Here is a 17,511-nt window from a genome sequence, read left to right as displayed (position 1 = left end):
ACCGAGTTCGCCGTCGTGCGCGCCGGCCTGAACTACAAGTTCGGCTCGTACTAGGACCTGCTGGATCCGCCGCGGCTCGCCCAGAGCCGCGGTTCGACCCGACCCGAGAAGCCCGGCCGAAAGGCCGGGCTTTTTTCGTCGCACGATCGCATCGTCCTACGGCGAAGATTTCTTCGCCGCCCCTGACAAACCTCGGGCGTGCTCCCCATCTTGGAACCGGTCCATGCGGCGCACGATGCCGCGGGTTCGATTCGAGGAGGACGACTCCATGAACAGCGAAGAACGCGACGTCATCTCCGGCATCTTCCAGCGGCTCGAGCAGGCGTCCAGCCAGCCCCGCGACGCGGATGCCGAGCGCTTCATTGCCGACAAGCTCAGGGCCCAGCCCTATGCGCCCTACGCGATGGCGCAGCTGATCTACGTGCAGGAGGAGGCGATCAAGAGCCTCAACCAGCAGCTCGAGCAGGCCCGCCAGCAACAGGCGCAGCCGCAATCCTCGGGTGGCGGCGGGTTCCTGTCGAGCATCTTCGGCGGCGGTTCGCAGCGCCAGGATCCGCAGCCGCAGCAGCGGGCGGGCGGCGCCTGGGGCAACCAGGGCGGCGCGCCGCAGGGTTACCCGCAGCAAGGGTATCCGCAGCAGGGCTACCCGCAACAGGGGTATCCGCAGGGCGGTCCGCAGCAGGGCGGCCCGTGGGGCGGCCAGCAGCAGGCGCCGGCTCGCGGCGGCGGCTTCATGGCCACGGCCTTGCCGATGGCGGCCGGCGCGGCCGGCGGCATGCTGCTCGGCAGCGCCCTCTCGAACGCCTTCGCCGGCGGCCATTCGAGCCTCGGCAGCGCGGCGGCGGCCGGCCTCGGCGGCGGCACGACGGTCGAGAACAACTACTTCGGCTCGGACGCCGGCGGCACCCCGGATTTTGGTGCGCCGCTCGGCGGCGGGAGCGACACCGCCTTCGACGGCGGCAACGACGACTTCGCCGGCGATCTGGGTGGCGGCGACGACAGCGACTGGGCCTGATCGCGCGGCCCGATCCGGGCGCGGCCCGCTCGGATCGGGCCGGATGACATGCGTCCGACGACGTCGAAGGCTCGGGTCGCTCCTCTCGGCGATCCGAGCCTTCCTGCGTTCGATCCCGCGGTCACATCACCTCGACGCGCGTCCCCACCGGCACGCGTTCGTAGAGGTCGACCACGTCGTCGTTCATCATCCGGATGCAGCCGGACGACACGTTCTGGCCGATCGTGTGCGGCTCGTTGGTGCCGTGGATGCGATAGAGCGACGAGCCGAGATAGAGTGCCCGCGCACCGAGCGGATTGCCGGGGCCGCCTTCCATGTGGCGCGGCAGGTCCGGCCGGCGCGCCAGCATCTCCGGCGGCGGCGTCCAGCCCGGCCACTCGGCCTTGCGGCTGACGGTCTTGAGGCCCGACCAGGCGAAGCCCGGCCGCCCGACGCCGATGCCGTAGCGCATCGCCCGGCCGCCGGGTTGGACGAGGTAGAGATACTTCGACGGCGTATCGATCACGATCGTGCCCGGGCGCTGGGGACCGGAGAACGCGACCTCCTGCCGGGCGTAGCGCGGATCCGGCGCGCGGGCGATGCGGTCGCTCTCGGCAGGTGGGTCGGCCTGGGCGGGCAGGCCCTGAGGCAGCGCCGCGTAGGCTCGCGATGCGACGCCATAGGGTTCGATCGGATCGCCGGATTGTGCCGACGCGCCTGCGTAACCCGGCCGGGCCACCGCAACGGGGCGGGCACTGCCGCGTGGGGCGACGCCGCCGGTGACAAGGTATTCGATCAGGCCGCCGCCGTATCCGTCGGGCTCAGCATAGCGCGCCTGCGCCTGGACCGCCCCCGACCAGACGGATGCGGTAAGCGCCGCCCCCACGCACCAACTCGTCCGCATCGCCGCACTCCCGCACCACGGCCGGGCTCGATGCCGGCCGTCATGGTTGAGAGGGTCGGACCGGGACGCGCGACATTCGATGAAGGAACGTGGTGAATCGGTCGCGGACGGGCTTCGCTGCCCCGGTCGTCACGAAGCAACGTGAATCGACTGTAAATCCGACCGAATGCTTTCGATCTTCAGCAAACTGCAACCGTTCCCGGTCCTAGATCGGATCCGGGTTTCCAAGACGGCCGGTTCGAACCGATGACTCACAAGCGCTACCGCATCGAGGACAGCCTCGGCCTCCCGCCCGCGGCGGGGACGACGATGTCCAGTGCCGGGCCCGTGGAGGGCGGGGCGCGCCTCGACGAGATCCTCTCGGCGATCCAGGACCTGCGCCGCATCACCCAGTCGAGCGCCGGCGAGACCATCGAGGCGTGCCGCCGCGAGCTGTCCGAAGCCTTGGCGATGCGCTCCGAGCTCGACGTGATGAAGGCGGCGATCACCAACACCCGCGACGAGATCGCGGCTCTGTATCATTCCGAGTCCAACGGCAAGGGCATGCGCCGCGCCGCCGACGAGCTGGGCGCCGTGGTCGGGTCGACCGAGCGCGCGACGTCGACGCTGCTCACCGCGCTGGAGGAGATCGAGGCGAGCGCCAACATCCTGCGGGCCGGCAACCTCGGCAAGGGCGGCCAGGACAAGGTCGACGTCATCCTCGACCGCGTCATCGTCGCCTACGAGGCCTGCAATTTCCAGGACCTGACCGGCCAGCGCATCAGCAAGATCGTCAACGTCCTGAGCTTCGTCGAATCCCACCTCGACCGCATGATCGCCGCCTGGAGCGGCCTCGACGGGTTCCGCGACGTGTTCTCCGCCGGCCCCGCCGCCGTCGTCGATCCGGACGACGAGCGCTCGCTCCTGAACGGCCCGAAGCTCGACGAGGATCCGGGCCACGTCGACCAGTCGGACATCGACGCGCTGTTCGGCTGAGGGCCGAGGTCCGCCGGTACGCCTTTGCGCATCGCGCCCCTTCCCTCGCCAGTTTCGCGGGCTTAGATCACGGCGATGAGCCGGAGAGTCCCGTCAGGTCGCGCCACCGAGGATCTGCCCCAGGAGGCCTTCGACGACGAGGCTTTCGACGAGGAGCGGGACGAGGCCGAGCCGGCGCAGGCCGACGAGGCGCCCGAGATCGACTTCGATTTCGAGCCCGGCGCCGTCGAGGCCGGCACGGAGGTGATCCGCCGGTTCTGGACGACGCTGCCCTCCGGGCCCGGCGTCTACCGGATGTTCGATGCCAAGGGCGACGTGCTCTACGTCGGCAAGGCGAAGAACCTGAAGGCCCGGGTCGGCTCCTACGCCCGCGGGCAGGCGCATTCCAACCGCATCGCGCGGATGATCTCGCAGACGGCGGCGATGGAGTTCGTCACCACCGCCACCGAGACCGAGGCGCTGCTGCTCGAGGCGAACCTGATCAAGCAGCTGAAGCCGCGCTTCAACGTGCTGATGCGGGACGACAAGTCGTTCCCCTACATCCTCGTCACCGCCGACGGCCCGGCACCGCAGATCGTCAAGCATCGTGGCGCCCGCCGCCGCAAGGGCAGCTATTACGGCCCCTTCGCCAGCGTCTGGGCGGTGAACCGCACCGTGAACGCCCTGCAGCGGGCCTTCCTGCTGCGCACCTGCACCGACAGCTACTACGAGAACCGCACCCGGCCCTGCCTGCTGTTCCAGATCAAGCGCTGCTCAGGCCCCTGCACCGGCGAGATCGCGCTGGAGGATTATGCCGGCATGGCCGACTCGGCCAAGAACTTCCTCGCCGGGAAGTCCAACGCGGTGAAGGACCGGATGCGCACCGAGATGCAGGCGGCCTCCGACGCGATGGAGTTCGAGCGTGCGGCCCGCTTCCGCGATCGGATCAGCGCGCTCTCGGCGATCCAGGGCGTGCAGGGCGTCAACACGCAAGGGGTCGAGGAGGCCGACGTGTTCGCCCTCGACGAGCAGGCCGGGCAGTTCTGCATCGAGGTGTTCTTCTTCCGCAACTTCCAGAACTGGGGCAACCGCGCCTACTTCCCCAAGGCCGACCGCTCGATGACCCCGGACGAGGTGCTGGGCTCGTTCATCGGCCAGTTCTACGACACGATGCCGGCGCCCCGGCTGGTGCTGACGAGCCACGCGGTCGAGGATGCGGAGCTGGTCGCCGCCGCGCTCTCCAGCCAGGTCGCCTACCGGGTCGAGCTGCACCAGCCCCAGCGCGGCGAGCGCAAGGCGCTCGTCGACTACGCCCAGCGCAACGCCAAGGAGGCGCTCGGCCGCCGGCTCGCCGACACCGCGTCGCAGGGCAAGCTGCTGGTGGCGCTGGGCCAGGCCTTCGCCCTCGAGAAGACGCCGCGACGGATCGAGGTCTACGACAACTCCCACATCATGGGCACCAACGCGGTCGGCGGCATGGTCGTCGCCGGCCCGTCCGGCTTCATGAAGACGCACTACCGCACCTTCAACATCAAGTCGGAGGAACTGACGCCCGGCGACGATTACGGGATGATGCGCGAGGTGCTGCAGCGCCGCTTCAAGCGCCTGGTGAAGGAGGCGCCGCGCACCGTCGCCGAAGCCGCCTTCGCCGCGACCGAGGGCGGTCCGGCGGAGCCGGTGGCCGAGGCGCCCGAGGATGCCGACGCGTTCCCCGCCTGGCCCGACCTCGTGCTCATCGACGGCGGCAAGGGCCAGCTCGACGCCGCGCGCAAGGCGCTGGAGGAGATCGGCGTCGCCGACGTGGCGCTGGTCGGCATCGCCAAGGGGCGCGACCGGGACGCCGGCCGCGAGACCTTCTTCATCCCCGGCCGGCCGGCGTTCAAGCTGCCGCCGCGCGATCCCACGCTCTACTTCGTGCAGCGCCTGCGCGACGAGGCGCACCGCTTCGCCATCGGCACCCACCGGGCCAAGCGCAAGCGCGAGCTGGTGCGCAACCCGCTCGACGAGATCGCCGGCATCGGCCCGAGCCGCAAGCGCGCGCTCCTGCACCAGTTCGGCACCGTGAAGGCGATCGAGCGGGCGGCCTACGAGGACCTCGCCAAGACGCCCGGCGTGAACGCCGCCACCGCGCGCGCCGTCTACGACTTCTTCCATGCGGGCGGCTGACGCATGAGCGACGGCATCGGCGACGCATCGGAACGGTTGACGCTCAGGCAGGCGCATGATTTCACCGGCCCGATGAACGCCGTCCTCCCCCGACGCCGGTCGCAGGCCTGGACGCTCGCGAACTGCCTGACCTACGGCCGCCTCGTCGCCGTCCCGGTGATGGTCGCGCTGCTGTTCTGGCCCGACGCGATCACCATGCGCTTCACGGCGCTGGCGGTGTTCGTGCTCGCCGCGATCACCGACTACCTCGACGGCTACGTCGCCCGCACCTACGCGCAGAGCTCGGCGCTCGGCCGGATGCTCGATCCGATCGCCGACAAGCTGCTGGTCGCCGCCTGCCTGCTGATGCTGGTGGCCGACCGTACCATCGTCGGCGCCTCCGTCTGGGCGGCGATCGTGATCCTGTGCCGCGAGGTGCTGGTCTCGGGCCTGCGCGAGTACCTCGCCGAGCTGAAGGTCGGCGTGCCCGTGAGCAAGGTCGCCAAGTGGAAGACCACGGTGCAGCTCGTGGCGCTGGGCTTCCTCGTCGCGGGGCCGGCCGGCGAGACGATCCTGCCCGGCACCGAGCGGATCGGCCTCGTCCTGCTCTGGCTCGCCGCCGCCCTGACGCTGTGGACCGGCTGGGACTACATGCGCGCCGGCATCAAGCACGTGATCGACGATCCGCGATAGGGTGATCCCGCCAGGCTTCCTCGCCCGCTGCGGCAGAGGGAGAAGCGACCTCGTGCATCGGGTGCGACCCGAGGAAACCGAACCATGAAGCTCGTCTATTTCGCCTGGGTGCGCGAGCGCGTCGGACGCCCCGAGGAGACCGTGACGCCGCCGGCCGAGGTCGCGACGGTGGGCGACCTGATCGGCTGGCTCAAGGGGCGGGGCGAGGAATACGCCCACGCCTTCGAGAAGGACGGCGTGGTCCGCGCCGCGATCGACAAGGTCCACGCCAAGCCCGACGCACCGATCGCGGGCGCGCGGGAGATCGCGTTCTTCCCACCGATGACCGGCGGCTAGGACCGACGCAGGGCGAGCGCCACCACCGCCCCGGTCATCGTCACTGCGCGCGGGCGCGGTCGACCACCGCGCGGGCGGCGGCGAAGGCCTCGTCGGCGTCGAGATAGGTGGTGTCGAGCCGTACCGCGTCGTCGGCCGCCCTGAGCGGCGCCGTGCTCCGCGCCGCGTCCCGGGCGTCCCGCGCCTCGATGTCGGCGAGGATGGCGGCCAGCGTCGTCGTCTCGCCGCGGCTCTCGAGCTCGCGGTGGCGGCGGCGGGCGCGCTCGGCGGCGTCTGCGGTGATGAACAGCTTCACGCGCGCGTCCGGGCACACCACCGTGCCGATGTCGCGCCCGTCGAGCACCGCGCCGGCGCTGGTGCCGGCGAAGCGCTGCTGCCACGCGAGCAGGGCCGCGCGCACCGCCGGCACCGCCGAGATGCGCGAGGCCGCCTCCCCCATCGCCCGGTCGCGCAGGCGCGGATCGGCGAGGCGGTCGGCGATCAGGCCCTCGGCCGCCCGCGCCGCGGCGGCCTCGTCGTCGAGGGAAGCGCCGGCGTCGAGCAGGGTCAGCGCGACGCCGCGATAGAGCAGGCCGGTGTCGAGGTGGGGCAGGCCGTAGTGCCGGGCGAGGCGCTGGGCGAGCGTGCCCTTGCCGGAGGCGGCCGGGCCGTCGATGGCGATGACCATGGCTGTCGAATTGTCGGGCATCGGGCCTATTCCCCGATCCCGGCGCCGAGCGCCTGCATCGTCGGCAGGAAGCTCGGGAAGCTCGTGGCGATCATCGCGCCGTCGTCGACGGTGACCGGCTCGGCGGTGGCCAGCCCCATCACGAGGAACGCCATGGCGATGCGGTGGTCGAGATGGGTCGCGACCGTGCCGCCCCCGGGCGGCGCGGCGCCGTCGCCGTGGACGAGGAGGTCGTCGCCCTCGATCAGGTGGGCGACGCCGTTGGCCTTGAGCCCGGCGGCGACCGCGGCGAGGCGATCCGATTCCTTGACCCGCAACTCGTGCAGGCCGTTCATCCGCGTGGTGCCATGGGCGAAGGCGGCGGCGACCGCGAGCACCGGGTACTCGTCGATCATCGCCGGCGCCCGCTCGGCCGGCACGTCGACGCCCTTGAGGCGGCTCGCGCGCACGCGCAGATCGGCGACGGTCTCGCCGCCCTCCTCGCGCTCGCGCAGGCGCTCGATGTCGGCGCCCATCTCGATCAGCGTCGTGATCAGCCCGGTGCGCAGCGGATTCATCATCACGCCCTCGATCGTGATCTCGGAGCCGGGCACGATCAGCGCCGCCACCAGCGGGAAGGCGGCCGACGACGGGTCGGCCGGCACCACCACCTCGGTGCCGCGCAGCGTCGGCTGGCCGGTGAGCGCGACCGCGCGGCCGTGGCCGTCCGGCCCGTGCGGGGTGACGGAGACCTCGGCGCCGAACAGGCGCAGCATCCGCTCGGTGTGGTCGCGGGTGGCCGCGGCCTCGATCACCGTGGTGGTGCCCGGGGCGTTGAGGCCGGCGAGGAGCACCGCGGACTTGATCTGCGCCGAGGCGGCTGGCGTCTCGTAGCGGATCGGGATCGCCTCGCGCGGGCCGCGCAGCGTCAGCGGCACGCGGCCGTCCTCGGCCTCCGCGAGCACCTGGGTGCCCATCAGCCGGAGCGGATCGAGGATGCGGCGCATCGGCCGGCTGCGCAGGGAGGCGTCGCCGTCGAAGGTCGCCGTGACCGGCTGGCCGCCGACGACGCCCATCATCAGCCGCGAGCCGGTGCCGGCATTGCCGAAGTCGAGGGTCTCGGCCGGATCGGACAGGCCGCCGATGCCGACGCCGCGCACCACCCAGCGTCCCTCCCCCAGGCGCTCCATGGAGGCGCCGAGCGCACGGGCCGCGGCCGCGGTGCGCAGCACGTCGTCGCCCTCCAGCAGGCCCTCCACCCGCGTCTCGCCGATGGAGAGCAGGCCGAGGATCATCGCGCGGTGCGAGATCGACTTGTCGCCCGGCGGCCGCAGCCGTCCGCGCAGGGGCGCGCCGGGCGCGGCGGAAAGCGGGGTCGGCTCGGAATCGTGCGACACGGGCGGTCAACTTCGCGAGGGATCCGGGCCGGGGCCGCGGGATCGCCAGAGGAGGCGCTGAGGCGCCGAAAAGCCGGTGCGACGCGTGGCGCCGCGCGGGAACATGGGGCGGTCGGTTATCACGCGCGCCGCGATCCGTCATCCGAGCTGCGGCGCCGATCCGACGGTCCGCCGCCGCCCTGGACGCATCGAATGTCGCCGGCGAACGATCGCCGATCACTTTTCCGCAAAAAGGGGGTTGAGTCCGATCCGAGGCCCGCCTATAGAACCGCCCTCGCCGGACGGCATCGCCGGGCCAGCGAGACACCAGCGCGGACCTCCAGAGCCGCGGTGGACGAGAGTGGGGCCTTAGCTCAGCTGGGAGAGCGCTTCCATGGCATGGAAGAGGTCATCGGTTCGATCCCGTTAGGCTCCACCACTCTCCCTCTCAGACGCGAATACGGCTGTCCGAGAAGGGTTCGGCAGGGACGATGTCCCATCGCTGCCCCATACGATCTTGTGCCGACATCCCGTACGATAGGCAGGCCGCCGCCACGTCTACGACCGAGACCAGGTACGGTTTCTATCTGCCATCGAACGGCGCGGTTTTCAGAAGAATCTGCCGTTACGGGCTGCCGTCGGGTTCGCCGACGCTGGTGACTGCATCACGCGCGGATGACGTCGCGTGCCCATTGTCGACCGATCGCATCGACCCTCACGGCTCGCGTCGACGGTCGTCGCACGAGGGCGGCCGGAACCGAACCGCCGATCGCGACCTTACATCTTCAATCACTGGTTGTGTGAGGCTATGATGGTTGCGATCGTGATGGCGGCGGTCTTCGGCGCGGGGCTGTCGATCCTGCTCCTGGCCAAGTTCGGCCTCCTCATGGCGCTGCTGGCGATCCCCCTCGGCGGGAGCACCGCGGGCATGGCGGCCGCGCTCGGCCTCGCCGCGACGCGCGATCGGCGCCCGCCGAACCGGATCGGCCGGAGACCTGCGATGGCGCGGCCCGTCACCATCGTCCGCTGACGCCGCAGCTCGCACCGCGACGCCGCTTTCGGCTGGCGCCTACCGGTGCCGGTCGAGGAACTGCGCGAGGTAGGCGCCGGCCGCGTCCGGCCGCTCGACGGCGAGGAGGTGGGCGGCGTGCGGCAGCGTCACCAGTTCCGCCTGGGGGATGCCCCGGCAGATCTCCTCGGCCATCGCGGGCGGCGTCGCGGGGTCCTCGCGGCCGGCGACGACCAGCGTCGGGGCGGTGATGGCCGGCAGACGCGGGCGCAGGTCCATGCGCCCGATCGCGCCGCAGCAGACCGCGTAGCCGGCCGCATCGCAGGCCATGAACGCCGTGCGGATCGGCGCGATCACCTCCGGATGCCGTTCGGAGAAGCCCGGCGTGAACCAGCGGCCGAGGGTCGCCGCGACGATCGCCTGCGGTCCCGCCTCGCGCACCGTCGCGGCGCGCGCGTTCCAGCTCGCTTCGCTCGGCATGTGGGCGGCCGTCGCCATCAGGGTTAGGCTCGCCACGCGGTCGGGCGCGGCGCTCGCCAGCGCCTGCATCGTCATGCCGCCGAGCGACAGGCCGACGGCGTGGATGCGGTCGATGCCGAGCCCATCGAGCAGCGCGAGCAGGTCGCCGGCGAGATCGTCGATCTCGGCCGGCGCGTCCCGCGTCGCCGAGCCGCCATGGCCGCGGGTGTCGTAGCGCAGGATGCGGTAACGGTCGGCCAGGTGCGGCACCACCGCGTCCCACATGGCGAGCGTCGTCCCGAGCGAGTTGGAGAACGCCACCACCGGTGCGTCCTCCGGGCCGGTGAGGATGTGGTTCAGGGGCAGGTGAGCCATCTCAGGCCGCCAGCCCGAGGGCGGCGCGGGCCTCGGCCGGTGTCGCCGGCCGGCGGCCGTGGCGGCGCACCGCCTCGGCGGCGAGCCCGACGAGCTCGGCGTTGCTCGCGGCGAGCCGGTCCTTGGCGATGCGGATGTTGTCCTCGAGCCCGGTGCGCACCGCATCGGCGCCGCGCGCCAGCGCCCACTCCATCACCACCGCCTGGTTGCGGCCGATCCCGGCCGCCGTCCAGGTCGCCCCGGGCAGGATGCGCCGGGTCTCGGCCAGCAGGATGTCGAGCAGGTGCTCGTCGGCCGGCATCGCGTTCTGGACGCCCATCACGAACTGCACGTGCGGCCGCGCGTCGATCAGGCCGGCCTCGACGAGGCGGCGGGCGCCGTGGAGGTGCGACAGGTCGAAGATCTCGATCTCCGGCCGCACGCCGAAGCGCGTCATCTGCGTGGCGAGGTCGGTGACGAGGGCGGCCGGATTCTCGTAGACGATGGTCGGGAAGTTGACCGAACCGGTCGAGAGCGAGGCCATGTCCGGCCGGTGCTGCAGCGAGAGACCCCGGCTCGCCGGGTCGCGCCCGCGCCCGCCGGTGGAGAACTGCACCACGAGGCCGGGGCAATGCTTGCGCAGGCCCTCCTGCACGGCGGCGAAGCGGTCAGGATCGGAGGACGGGGTCTCGTCGTCGTTGCGCACGTGGATGTGGGCCAGCGTCGCCCCCGCCTCGAAGGCCTGGTGCGTCGACTCGATCTGCTCGGCCACCGTCACGGGAAGCGCCGGGTTGTCCGCCTTGCGCGGCACCGAGCCGGTGATCGCCACGGCGATCACCACGGGCGCGCTGGTCTCGATCTGGCTCATGGTCACTCCGTGGCTCGGCCGCGTCCTCGCGCGATTCTCGCGGGATGTAGACCGCCGCGCCCGCGCGCAAAGCCCGGGGCGGAGACAGCGCCGCCGCTCTGTCGGCCCGCTTGATGCCGCGGCCGCGGCGGTTCATGGGTCGAGCGTCCGTGCGCGGGCCGCGCGAAGGAGGATGTCATGAGCCGTCTCGTCACCGTGCTGAACGGCCCGAACCTGAACCTCCTCGGCCGGCGCCAGCCGGAGATCTACGGCCACGAGACCCTGGCCGACGTCGAGGCCGCCTGCCGGGCGCTCGCCGGCGAGCTCGGGCTCGCGCTGCAGTTCCGGCAGTCGAATCACGAGGGCGCGTTGATCGACTGGATCCACGCGGCGCGGGACGAGGCCGCCGGCATCGTCATCAACCCGGCCGCCTTCACCCATACCTCGGTGGCGCTGCTCGACGCGCTCAACGCCTTCGACGGCCCGGTGATCGAGGTTCACATCTCGAACGTGCACAAGCGCGAGGCCTTCCGGCACCACTCCTACGTCTCGCTGCGCGCCGACGGCGTGATCGCCGGGCTCGGCACCGAAGGCTACGGCCTGGCGCTGCGCCGCGTCGCGACGTTGATCGGCCAAGCCGAGGCGGCGCGCTGATGCGGGACGGGGCGGTGGGCCGGGCGGGCAGCGCGCACGCGGCGCATGGACGGTTCGGCCGCCGATGCCTATGGCGTAGCGCGAGCCCGCCTCCGTCGGTCCGGGCGCTCCTCCTGCTTGCGATGGCGATGTTCGGTTCGATGCGTCCCGTCTCGGCCGAACCGGTTCCGCCGCCCGAGGCGACGACGGGACTGATCGAGGCCCTCCAGGCCCGCATCCTGTCCGGCCACAGCGCGACCGCGGTGCTGGAGGCGTGGTGCGCCGAGCGCGGCCTGTCGGCCGAGCCGCACCTCGTCGCCCGTCGGGTCCCGGGGGCCGAGAAGCCCCTCGACGCGGCGCAACGCAAGCGTCTCGGCCTCGCGCCGGACGAGCCGGTCCGCTACCGGCGCGTCCGGCTCGCCTGCGGCGTCCACGTCCTGTCCGAGGCCGACAACTGGTACGTGCCGGGCCGGCTGACGCCCGCCATGAACGCGGCCCTGGACGAGACCGACGCGCCGTTTGGCCGGGTGGTGCGCCCGCTCGCGCCGACCCGCCGCAACGTCGCGCTCCGCCCGCTCCGCGATCCCGGCGCCCCCGCCCCGGGTCCGGACGACCCGCTGTTCGAGGTCGACGCGGTGCTCGCGACCGGGGCCGGCCTGCCGTTCTGCGAGGTCGCCGAGACCTATCTCGGGGCCGTGCTCGGGCGCGGACCTTAGCAGCCGCCGCTGCGTCTTGCGGGACTTCGGTGCGCACGGCTATTGCCGGGCCGATCGCCCGGACGGGCGGCACGCTCGGAGGATCCGCATGAGACCGGCAACTGTGTTCGCTCCCACCCTCTTCGCCGCCTGCCTCGTCGCGTCCTGCCTCGTCGGCAGCGGCGCGCAGGCGCAGAAGGCCGCCGACCCGGCCGGGATCTGGCTGACCGAGACCGGCGACTCGAAGGTGCGGCTGACGCGGTGCGGCGCCGGCTTCTGCGGCACCATCGTCAGCACCGCGGGCAAGGGCCTCGACGCCAACAACCCGGACCCGGCCCTGCGCACCCGCAGCGTCGTCGGCGTCCAGATCGTCAACGCCACGAGCCCGTCGGGCGACGGCTATTCCGGCACCCTCTACAACCCGAAGGACGGGAAGACCTATTCCGGCTCGCTCAAGATGACCGGCCCGAACGCGATCGAGGTCTCGGGCTGCGTGATGAGCGTCTTCTGCAAGCGCCAGACCTGGAAGCGGGTGGGCTGAGCCGTCAGCCCGCCGCCACCGCCGCGGTGATCGCGTCGAGGGCGGCCTTCGCGCCGGCGCCCTCCGGGCCGCCGGCCTGGGCCATGTCGCGGCGGCCGCCGCCGCCCTTGCCGCCGAGATGGCCTGCGCCGGCCCGCACCAGGGCGACGGCGTCGTAGCGCTCGGTGAGGTCCGGGGTGACGCCGACCACGAGGCCGGCCTTGCCGTCGGCGCCGACGCCGACGATGGCGACGATGCCGGAGCCGAGCTTCTGCTTGCCGGCATCGGCCAGGCTCTTGAGGTCGCGCATCTCGACGCCCTCGATCGCCCGCGCCATCAGCTTGACGCCGGCCACCTCGGTCGCCTCGTCGCCGCCTCCGGCGCTGCCGCCCATCGCCAGCTTCTTGCGCAGGTCCGAGACCTCGCGCTCCAGCCGGCGGCGATCCTCCAGCAGCCCGGAGAGCCGGTCGGACACCTCCGCCACCGGCGCCTTGAGCTGGGAGGCCAGCGCCCCGAGGGTGCGGCTCTCCTCGCCGCGGTGGCGGCGGGCGGCGTCGGCGGTCATCGCCTCGATGCGGCGCACCCCGGCGCCGACCGCGCTCTCGGCGAGGATCGTGATGGTGCCGATGTCGCCGGTGCGCGCAGCGTGCGTGCCGCCGCAAAGCTCGATCGAGAAGTTCGGCAGGCGGCCGCCCTCGATCTCCGTGCCGGCATCGTCCACCGGCCGGCCCATGGAGACGACGCGGACCTCGTCGCCGTACTTCTCGCCGAACAGCGCGCGCGCCCCGGACTCGATTGCCTCGTCCACCGCCATCAGCTTGGTCACCACCGGCACGTTCTGCAGCAGCGCCGCGTTGGCGATGTCCTCGACGCGGGCGAGCTCGGCCGCCTCGATCGGCTTCGGGTGGCTGATGTCGAAGCGCAGGCGCTCGGGGGAGACCAGCGAGCCCTTCTGCGCGACGTGGTCGCCGAGCACCTGCCGCAGGGCCTCGTGCAGCAGATGGGTGGCGGAATGGTTGGCGCGAATCGCGGCCCGGCGGGCGTGGTCGACCTTCAGCTCGACGGCCTGGCCGAGGCTCAGTGTGCCCGCCTCCACGGTGACGTGATGGACGAACAGGTCGCCGAGCTTCTTCTCGGTGTTGGTCACGCGAGCCTTCAGCCCCGGCGCGGCGAGCGTGCCGGTGTCGCCGACCTGTCCGCCGGATTCGGCGTAGAACGGCGTCTGGTTGGCGATGAGCAGCCCGCTCTCACCGGCCTGCAGGGCCTGGACCTCGGCGCCGTCGCGCAGCAGCGCCGTCACGACGCCCTCGGCGCTCTCGGCCTCGTAGCCCAGGAACTCGGTGGCGCCGGTCCGGTCGCGCACCGAGAACCACACCGTCTCGGTGGCGGCCTCGCCCGAGCCCGACCACGCCGCGCGCGCCGCCTGCTTCTGGCGTTGCATCGCGAGGCCGAACGCCTCCGTGTCGACGCCGATGCCCCGGGCCTTCAGGGCGTCCTGCGTCAGGTCGAGGGGGAAACCGTAGGTGTCGTAGAGGGTGAAGGCGGTCTCCCCGGCGAGGTTCTGGCCGGTGGCGAGGTCGCGGGTCTCGGCGTCGAGGATCGCGAGGCCGCGCTCCAGGGTGCGGCGGAAGCGTGTCTCCTCGAGGCGCAGGGTCTCGGAGATCAGGCTCTCGGCCCGCACCAGCTCGGGGTAGGCCTGGCCCATCTCCCGCACCAGCGTCGGCACGAGGCGGAACATCGCCGGCTCGCGCGAGCCGAGCAGCTCGAGGTGGCGCATGGCGCGGCGCAGGATGCGGCGCAGCACGTAGCCGCGGCCCTCGTTGCCCGGCAGCACGCCGTCGGCGATCAGGAAGGAACCGGCGCGCAGGTGGTCGGCGATCACCCGGTAAGAGGCGACGTTCGCGGGCTCGGGCGGGCGGCCGACCGCGTGCGACACGGCATCGATCAGCGACCGGAACAGGTCGGTCTCGTAGTTCGAGGTCACGCCCTGGAGGATCGCGGCCATGCGCTCCAGGCCCATGCCGGTGTCGATCGACGGCCGCGGCAGGACCAGCCGGTTGCCCGGCTCGACCTGCTCGTACTGCATGAACACGAGGTTCCAGAACTCGAGGAAGCGGTCGCCGTCCTCGTCGGGCGAGCCGGGCGGGCCGCCGGCGAGCCCCGGGCCCTGGTCGATGAAGATCTCCGAGCACGGCCCGCAGGGGCCGGTGTCGCCCATCTGCCAGAAGTTGTCCGAGGTGCCGATGCGGATGATCTTGTCGTCGGAAAAGCCGGCGATCTTCTTCCAGAGCGTCGCCGCCTCGTCGTCGTCGGCATAGACCGTGACGAGGAGCCGGTCCGGCTTGAGGCCGAACTCCTTGGTGATCAGGGTCCAGGCCAGCTCGATCGCCTGCGGCTTGAAGTAGTCGCCGAAGGAGAAGTTGCCGAGCATCTCGAAGAAGGTGTGGTGGCGCGCGGTGTAGCCGACGTTGTCGAGGTCGTTGTGCTTGCCGCCGGCGCGGACGCATTTCTGCGCCGTCGTCGCCCGCACGTAGGGCCGCTTCTCGACGCCGGTGAAGACGTTCTTGAACTGCACCATGCCGGCGTTGGTGAACATCAGCGTCGGGTCGTTCTTCGGCACCAGCGAGGACGACGGCACGATCGTGTGCCCCGCACCCGCGAAGTAGTCGAGGAAGGCCGACCGGATCTCGTTGACGCCGCTCATCGGATAACTCTGTGCTGGGCCGGGCTTTTTCGCGCGGCGACGCCCGGCCGTCCCGGGCCGTTCGTCGCGGATGCGCCCTCATACGGAGGGACGGGCGCCAAGTCACGGGCTCACATCGCGCCCCACCATCGCCGGAGGAACGGGTGATGGCCGGCCGGCCCCCGGAAACCGCCGGCACGACCGGAATGGTCCAGCCTCGGCCGTGTTGTCGCCACATCTGTCAAGCCAGATCGGGGGGTGGCGCCGCAATCGGCGCGAAACCGGGATTTTGGGACGCACATGCAGGGCCGCACCGTCGGAACGTCTCGCAAGGCCATCGCGTCCGGCTCCGCCGCCGTCGGCAAGGGCGCGTCCAAATCGGCGTCCACGGGTCGCTTCGGGGCGGGCGCCACCGACTGCATCACCCTTTCCGCCCCGGTCGGCCGCGGCCACGGCAGCCGTCCGGCGCTCGCCCGCTCCGTCCTGTCGATGTCGCTGTTCGCCGGCGCGTTGAGCGCGCTGCTGATCGGCTCGGGCGTCGAGCTCGGCAAGATCGGCCTCGAGAATGCGGTGTCCTCGGCCCAGGCCGCCACCGAGATCCCGATGCCCCGCCCCCGCATCCAGGTGAGCGCGCTGCCGCCCGTCGTCGCCGAGCCGCCGGTGGTGCTGCGCGCCTCCTCGGCCTTCGCCGCGGTCCACGATCTCGACACCGAGCTCGGGTCCAACGCGGTCGACCGGGTCTCCTACGACTTCCTGCTCTCGGAGAGCGCCGGCGGCGACCCGAACGACGTGCTCGAGTTCGGGCCGATGAAGATCCGCCGCCACATCGTCCAGACCATCGTCCGCGCCGCCCAGGCCGTGCAGACCGACCCGGTGCTGCTGATGGCGGTGGCCGACAAGGAGTCGAGCTTCATCACCGCCGTGCAGGCCAAGACCTCCTCGGCCACCGGCCTGTACCAGTTCATCGAGCGGACCTGGCTCGGCTGCGTGCGCGACTTCGGCGCCAAGTACGGGATGGAGAAGGAGGCGGCGCTGATCGTCGCCGATTCCAACGACCGGCCGACGGTGACGGACGCCGCCGAGCGCACCCGGATCCTCGAGCTGCGCCGCGATCCCTACCTCTCGGCGCTTCTGGCGGGCGAGATGCTGAAGCGCGATGCCGCCCGCATCGCCCTGCGGATCGGGCGCGAGCTGTCTCTGGGCGAGGTCTACCTCGCCCACTTCCTCGGGCCGGACGATGCCGAATCGTTCCTCGCCCAGGTCGTCGACAAGCCCGGCGCCGCCGCGGCCAAGCTGCTGCCGGGCCCGGCGCGGGCCAACCGCTCGATCTTCTTCGCTTCCGAGCGCAACCGCCGCCGCAAGGCCGCGAGCCTGTCGGTCGCGCAGGTCCACGAGAAGTTCGAGGCGATGATGAGCGCCCGCGGCGCTCGCTACCGCGACGTCCGCGCCGTGTCGGGCGTGATGGCCTACGCCGACGCCGACGCGGCCGCCCGCTAGGATCGGCCGCCCCAGGTATCTCGGGCGCTCCAGGTATCGGGCGCCTCGGGGATCGGCCGTCCGCAAGGATCAAACGGCCGCCTGAATCGTGAAGCCGGCGCAACTGACTGCGCTTTCCCGACTTCTTTCTTCAAGCGACTCCGCATCCGCGGCCCGCGACGCGAAGACTTCGGGGGAAGTTCTTGACCAAACCGCTCCGACACCGGCCCATCGACACGCTGAGCCCCGACATACCCCTCGACCGGATCGGGGAGACGCTGGCATCGTTCTACGACAGCCTCGTCGCCGAGGGCGTGCCGGAGCATCTGGCTGCGCTCGTGCGCAAGGTCCGGCAATCCGAATCCGACGGCGACGTCGCGAAGCCTGCGGCGCCCCCTGCCCCGCGGGCCGAGCGGATCGCCCTCGTCGTCGAGGACAATCCCCAGGTTCGCGGCCTCGCGGAGGCGCTGCTCGAGGAGACCGAGCTTTCGGTCGTCGGCTGCGACAGCGCCGAAGCGGCGCTCGCGGTGCTGCAGGCACGGGGCGGCGACGTCGCCCTGGTCTTCGCCGACGTGCGTCTGGCCGGCGAGATGGACGGCCTCCAGCTTGCCCATGCGGTCGCGACGCTGTGGCCGCGGGCGCGGCTCGTCATCACGTCGGGCCACTGCGTCGGCCGCCCCGAGATCCCGCCTGAGGCGGTGTTCATCCAGAAGCCGTGGCGCGCCTTCGACGTGCTGGTGGAGGCGGAACGGGCCGTCGGCGAGCCGGCACCGCCGATCCTCTGACG

At 71.9% G+C, this 17,511-nt stretch carries 17 protein-coding genes and 1 tRNA gene; 12 read left to right on the top strand and 6 right to left on the bottom strand.

What is annotated here, in order from left to right; genetic code table 11:
• The first annotated feature begins 268 nt into the window (after positions 1-268).
• Complete coding sequence (locus MKK55_RS20700) at positions 269-1,015, top strand: DUF2076 domain-containing protein (protein WP_243937419.1); 747 nt, start codon at positions 269-271, stop codon at positions 1,013-1,015.
• 121 nt (positions 1,016-1,136) lie between these two features.
• Here MKK55_RS20700 and MKK55_RS20695 read toward each other — a convergent pair whose 3' ends face one another.
• Positions 1,137-1,898, bottom strand: a complete 762-nt coding sequence (locus MKK55_RS20695) for a L,D-transpeptidase (RefSeq protein WP_243937417.1) — start codon at positions 1,896-1,898, stop codon at positions 1,137-1,139.
• A 246-nt stretch (positions 1,899-2,144) separates the two neighbouring features.
• Between MKK55_RS20695 and MKK55_RS20690 the strand changes: the two genes are divergently transcribed.
• The 4 genes from MKK55_RS20690 to moaD all read left to right on the top strand — a co-directional run bounded on the left by MKK55_RS20690 (position 2,145) and on the right by moaD (position 6,026).
• Entirely contained in the window at positions 2,145-2,873 is a 729-nt protein-coding gene (locus tag MKK55_RS20690) for a chemotaxis protein (RefSeq protein ID WP_147844133.1), read from the top strand.
• Positions 2,874-2,948: 75 nt separating this feature from the next.
• A complete protein-coding gene (uvrC, locus tag MKK55_RS20685) occupies positions 2,949-5,018 on the top strand; it encodes an excinuclease ABC subunit UvrC (protein ID WP_147728239.1) in 2,070 nt (689 codons plus the stop codon).
• A 72-nt stretch (positions 5,019-5,090) separates the two neighbouring features.
• Positions 5,091-5,690, top strand: coding sequence for a CDP-diacylglycerol--glycerol-3-phosphate 3-phosphatidyltransferase (gene pgsA / locus MKK55_RS20680; RefSeq protein WP_147844136.1), 600 nt, complete (start codon positions 5,091-5,093; stop codon positions 5,688-5,690).
• A gap of 84 nt (positions 5,691-5,774) precedes the next feature.
• A complete protein-coding gene (gene moaD / locus MKK55_RS20675) occupies positions 5,775-6,026 on the top strand; it encodes a molybdopterin converting factor subunit 1 (protein WP_147728238.1) in 252 nt (83 codons plus the stop codon).
• A 40-nt stretch (positions 6,027-6,066) separates the two neighbouring features.
• On the opposite strand, the gene cmk is transcribed toward moaD, so the two are convergent.
• Both cmk and aroA read right to left on the bottom strand, forming a co-directional pair.
• Entirely contained in the window at positions 6,067-6,714 is a 648-nt protein-coding gene (gene cmk, locus MKK55_RS20670; protein ID WP_243937415.1) for a (d)CMP kinase, read from the bottom strand.
• A 5-nt stretch (positions 6,715-6,719) separates the two neighbouring features.
• Entirely contained in the window at positions 6,720-8,069 is a 1,350-nt protein-coding gene (aroA, locus tag MKK55_RS20665) for a 3-phosphoshikimate 1-carboxyvinyltransferase (RefSeq protein WP_243937413.1), read from the bottom strand.
• Positions 8,070-8,411: 342 nt separating this feature from the next.
• Between aroA and MKK55_RS20660 the strand changes: the two genes are divergently transcribed.
• Both MKK55_RS20660 and MKK55_RS20655 read left to right on the top strand, forming a co-directional pair.
• Positions 8,412-8,487 (top strand) — tRNA-Ala (locus tag MKK55_RS20660).
• A gap of 369 nt (positions 8,488-8,856) precedes the next feature.
• On the top strand, positions 8,857-9,078 hold the full coding sequence (locus tag MKK55_RS20655; protein ID WP_243937412.1) for a hypothetical protein: 222 nt from the start codon (positions 8,857-8,859) through the stop codon (positions 9,076-9,078).
• A gap of 39 nt (positions 9,079-9,117) precedes the next feature.
• Here MKK55_RS20655 and pcaD read toward each other — a convergent pair whose 3' ends face one another.
• Both pcaD and MKK55_RS20645 read right to left on the bottom strand, forming a co-directional pair.
• Positions 9,118-9,891, bottom strand: coding sequence for a 3-oxoadipate enol-lactonase (gene pcaD, locus MKK55_RS20650; RefSeq protein ID WP_243937410.1), 774 nt, complete (start codon positions 9,889-9,891; stop codon positions 9,118-9,120).
• Position 9,892: 1 nt separating this feature from the next.
• Complete coding sequence (locus tag MKK55_RS20645; protein WP_147859419.1) at positions 9,893-10,738, bottom strand: 3-keto-5-aminohexanoate cleavage protein; 846 nt, start codon at positions 10,736-10,738, stop codon at positions 9,893-9,895.
• A 177-nt stretch (positions 10,739-10,915) separates the two neighbouring features.
• Between MKK55_RS20645 and aroQ the strand changes: the two genes are divergently transcribed.
• From aroQ to MKK55_RS20630, 3 genes are all read left to right on the top strand, one after another.
• Positions 10,916-11,371 carry a type II 3-dehydroquinate dehydratase gene (gene aroQ / locus MKK55_RS20640; RefSeq protein WP_147844049.1) on the top strand — a complete coding sequence of 152 codons (456 nt, stop codon included), beginning with the start codon at positions 10,916-10,918 and terminating at the stop codon, positions 11,369-11,371.
• 140 nt (positions 11,372-11,511) lie between these two features.
• A complete protein-coding gene (locus MKK55_RS20635; protein ID WP_243937408.1) occupies positions 11,512-12,066 on the top strand; it encodes a hypothetical protein in 555 nt (184 codons plus the stop codon).
• An 88-nt stretch (positions 12,067-12,154) separates the two neighbouring features.
• The gene (locus tag MKK55_RS20630; RefSeq protein ID WP_147726843.1) at positions 12,155-12,586 is read left to right on the top strand and encodes a DUF2147 domain-containing protein; all 432 of its coding nucleotides are present in this window, start codon (positions 12,155-12,157) and stop codon (positions 12,584-12,586) included.
• Positions 12,587-12,590: 4 nt separating this feature from the next.
• On the opposite strand, the gene alaS is transcribed toward MKK55_RS20630, so the two are convergent.
• Entirely contained in the window at positions 12,591-15,269 is a 2,679-nt protein-coding gene (gene alaS, locus MKK55_RS20625; protein WP_243937406.1) for an alanine--tRNA ligase, read from the bottom strand.
• Positions 15,270-15,548: 279 nt separating this feature from the next.
• Between alaS and MKK55_RS20620 the strand changes: the two genes are divergently transcribed.
• Positions 15,549-16,745: a transglycosylase SLT domain-containing protein gene (locus MKK55_RS20620; RefSeq protein ID WP_147843539.1), complete on the top strand. Its 1,197-nt coding sequence runs from the start codon at positions 15,549-15,551 to the stop codon at positions 16,743-16,745.
• A gap of 230 nt (positions 16,746-16,975) precedes the next feature.
• Complete coding sequence (locus MKK55_RS20615) at positions 16,976-17,509, top strand: response regulator (RefSeq protein ID WP_147726851.1); 534 nt, start codon at positions 16,976-16,978, stop codon at positions 17,507-17,509.
• Positions 17,510-17,511: the final 2 nt, after the last annotated feature.

Origin of the sequence: Methylobacterium sp. J-059 (assembly GCF_022829485.1) — a bacterium.
GTDB lineage: Bacteria > Pseudomonadota > Alphaproteobacteria > Rhizobiales > Beijerinckiaceae > Methylobacterium.
Note: the sequence above shows the minus strand (reverse complement) of the source record. Positions and strands in the feature narration are given on the sequence as shown.